We start from the raw sequence: 3,921 nt of genomic DNA, 5'->3' as shown, positions 1-3,921 counted from the left end.
GATTTTGCTCCTGACAGAGTAGCTATGCAAGATGCAACAGCTCAAATGGCTCTTTTGCAATTTATGCAAGCTGGTAAGCCAACAGCTGCTGTACCTTCAACTGTTCATTGCGATCACCTGATTATGGCTAAGCAAGGTGCTGTTGAAGATTTAAGAACATCATTAACCGCGAGTGGAGAGGTATTCAATTTCTTAGAATCAGTATCTAACAAATACGGAATTGGTTTCTGGAAACCTGGAGCAGGAATTATCCACCAGGTAGTATTAGAAAATTATGCCTTCCCGGGCGGTATGATGATTGGTACTGACTCACACACAGTAAATGCAGGTGGCCTAGGTATGGTTGCTATTGGTGTTGGTGGTGCTGATGCTGTTGATGTAATGGCGGGTATGGCATGGGAGTTGAAATTCCCTAAACTTATTGGCGTTAAGCTTACTGGTAAACTTAGTGGCTGGACTGCTCCTAAAGATGTTATTCTTAAGGTGGCCGGTATCTTAACTGTAAAAGGTGGAACCGGTGCTATTGTTGAATACTTTGGAGATGGTGCCAAATCAATGTCTTGTACTGGTAAAGGTACTATCTGTAATATGGGTGCTGAGATTGGTGCAACTACTTCTACTTTCGGTTATGACGAGTCAATGGATCGTTACTTAAGAGCTACAGAGAGAGCTGAAGTCGCTGATCTTGCCAATGGGGTAAAAGAGCACTTGACTGGTGATCCTGAAGTATATGCTAACCCTGAAAAATACTTCGATCAGGTTATCGAGATTGACCTTTCTACATTAGAGCCTCATGTAAACGGACCATTTACTCCAGATAAAGCTACACCTGTTTCTCAAATGCGTGCTGAAGCTGAGAAAAACGGATGGCCTACAAAAGTTGAATGGGGATTAATCGGTTCATGTACCAACTCTTCATATGAAGATTTGTCACGAGCTGCTTCTATTGCTAAACAGGCAGTAGATAAAAAACTGAAAACAAAAGCAGACTTTGGTATCAATCCAGGATCAGAACAAATAAGATATACAGTTGATAGAGATGGTTTCATTAAGATTTTCGAAGATCTTGATGCCAGAATCTTTACTAATGCTTGTGGCCCTTGTATTGGTCAGTGGGACAGAGCTGGTGCTGATAAGAAAGAAAAGAATACTATTATTCACTCTTTCAATAGAAACTTCTCTAAAAGAGCTGACGGAAACCCTAACACGCATGCCTTTGTAACTTCTCCAGAAATGGTAGCAGCAATTGCAATCTCTGGTGATTTAGGATTTAATCCTTTAACTGATACATTGACCAATGAAGATGGAGAGCAAGTGAAGCTTGACCCTCCTACTGGCTGGGAACTTCCAGAAAAAGGCTTCGATGTTGAAGATAATGGTTATCAGGCTCCTGCTTCTGACGGTAGTAACGTTGAAGTTAAAGTAGCTAGTGATTCTAAAAGATTGCAGTTATTATCTCCATTCCAACCGTGGGACGGTAACAATATTGAAGGCATGAAGCTGTTGATCAAAGCTAAAGGTAAATGTACTACTGACCATATTTCAATGGCTGGTCCTTGGTTGAGGTTCAGAGGCCATTTGGATAACATTTCTGATAATACCCTAACAGGTGCTGTTAACTTTGCTAACGATGCCACTGACTCAGTTAAAAATCAGTTAACTGGTGAGTACGGTCCAGTTCCTGCTACTGCTAGAGCTTATAAGGCGGCTGGTATTCCTTCAATAGTGGTTGGAGATCATAACTATGGTGAGGGTTCTTCTAGAGAGCATGCGGCTATGCAGCCTAGACATTTGGGGGTTAAAGCTGTATTAGTTAAATCATTTGCCAGAATTCATGAAACCAACCTTAAGAAGCAAGGTATGCTAGCACTCACCTTTGCCAATGAGGCAGATTATGACCTTATTCAGGAGGATGATTCTTTAGACTTGGTGGATTTGAAAGACTTTGCAGAAGGCAAGCCATTAACATTGGTGCTTAACCATAAAGATGGTAGCTCAGATACAATTAAGGTAAATCACACTTATAATGAAGCACAAATAGGCTGGTTTAGAGCTGGTAGTGCTTTGAATTTGATTGCTGCCAAGCAAAAATAAACGTAAAAAACCCCGCTAAGCGGGGTTTTTTATTACCTCCATTTTTCCGAATTCTGTATCAATCATTAAGGCAATAATTCAAGAGTCATAAAGGTTAGTCCATTGTTCAATCCTTCATATTACATTGATATGAAGATTACACACTAAACTATAAAACAATGGCTAACAGCTCCGATCTTGATTTCACTTATACCACAATTGATAAAATATTTCGCCTAAGTATGGGTGAATCAGGCGATTACAGTGGAGCCAAATATGACGGTGATTTTTCCTTACCACTTGAAGCTGCTCAAAAAGCAAAACATAAGTTCATTGCTGACAGCTTGAACATTAAGGAAGGAAGCAATGTCCTCGATATGGCATGTGGTTGGGCTCCATTCACAAAATATATCACAGAGGAAAGAGGAGCAACCAGCGTAGGCTTAACCCTCTCTTCTGGACAGGCTGAGGCATGTCAGAAAAATGGAATGAATGTAATTGTAAAGGATTGCAGATATATTACTCCTCAAGATTTTGGAACATTTGATGCCATAACTTGTATTGGAGGGCTAGAACACTTCTGCTCTGTAGAGGAGTGGAAAGATGGCAAACAAGAAAAGGTATACAGTGACTTTTTTAAAGTTTTAGCCGATCTTTTGCCAGTGGGAGGCAGATACTACATGCAGACCATGACATTCAGTAAAAACATGTTGGATTATAAAGATATTGACATTAATGCTGATAAAGGTTCTGCATCACATGTACTAGCATTAATGATGAAAGAGTTTCCAGGCTCATGGTTGCCAGACAGTCCTGAAATGGTTATCAATTGTGCAAAGCCGCACTTTAAACTAATATCTCAAAGTAGCGGAAGACTAGATTATATTGAGACCATTAAACAATGGCGTAAAAAATTCAGAAAATTTAACTTGAAAAAATACCTATTGTATTTATCTCTACTGCCTAAATATCTTACCAATAAAGAATTCAGGCATCAAGTAGCTGTCTTTAAAATCAGCCCAAATAAGGTCTGTTTTGAGCAGGAGATCATGGACCATTATAGATTGGTATTAGAGAAAGTATAAGTTAATTATACCTTCAACATGCTCAGTTTAAGAATCATCAAAATAGCATTTTAAAGATTTTGAAGAGTAGTAAAAATTCTTCCTTTTGATAAAAAAGCATGTTATATTAAGGTTTCAATTGATATAATTTATCAAATTGAAGTTCTGGAATAATAAATAAGTAAGGTTTCGAATCATCAGAATGAAATCAAGACTTATTTAAGAATGGTATATCAATCCATAATAAACTTCACTGATTCTTGTGAACTTAGTCAGGAATTAGAGCCATTTCTCTATCCATATATTTACATGCAAGAGAAAACTAAGCTCAAAAGTTATACTGATGATGAGCCTTTTAAATCTCATGCGGTAATGTTAACCCTCAATTTCAAAGTTTCATGAAGGTAAACATTAAGAACATTATCAAACTCGGATTGATCATTGGCATTGTAGATATCCTTCTGGCATTTGTTCATGCCTATCTATTCAATGGTGTTGAACCGATCAGGTTATTGCAATATGTTGCCAGCGGCATAGTGGGAAGAGAAGCTTTTACAGGCGGCATGACCAGTGCCATCTTGGGATTACTACTTCACATGTTTATTGCTTTAGGCTGGACATCCCTTTTTTATGTACTTTATGATAATGTGCAAATGTTTTTCAAAAACAGATTTCCTTTTGGGCTGTCTTTTGGTTTGTTCATTTGGTTAATGATGAATTTGGTAATTGTTCCTTTATCCAACACTCCTCCGCAAAAAGCGAAAGGCATGCTCCCGCTAATGAT

Annotated in this window: 3 protein-coding genes; all 3 read left to right on the top strand. The window is 38.4% G+C overall.

The annotated features are described in order from the left end of the window. A partial coding sequence (locus E1140_RS01405; protein ID WP_155178278.1) for an aconitate hydratase occupies positions 1-2,094 on the top strand: 2,094 nt, incomplete at its 5' end. Positions 2,095-2,252: 158 nt separating this feature from the next. Further along, positions 2,253-3,158 carry a class I SAM-dependent methyltransferase gene (locus E1140_RS01400; protein WP_155178276.1) on the top strand — a complete coding sequence of 302 codons (906 nt, stop codon included), beginning with the start codon at positions 2,253-2,255 and terminating at the stop codon, positions 3,156-3,158. Between the two features lie 377 nt (positions 3,159-3,535). Next, positions 3,536-3,921, top strand: a 386-nt coding sequence (locus tag E1140_RS01395) for a hypothetical protein (RefSeq protein WP_155178274.1), incomplete at its 3' end; no start/stop codon positions are given.

The organism is Fulvivirga lutimaris (assembly GCF_009711525.1).
Lineage (GTDB): Bacteria > Bacteroidota > Bacteroidia > Cytophagales > Cyclobacteriaceae > Fulvivirga > Fulvivirga lutimaris.
Note: the sequence above shows the minus strand (reverse complement) of the source record. Positions and strands in the feature narration are given on the sequence as shown.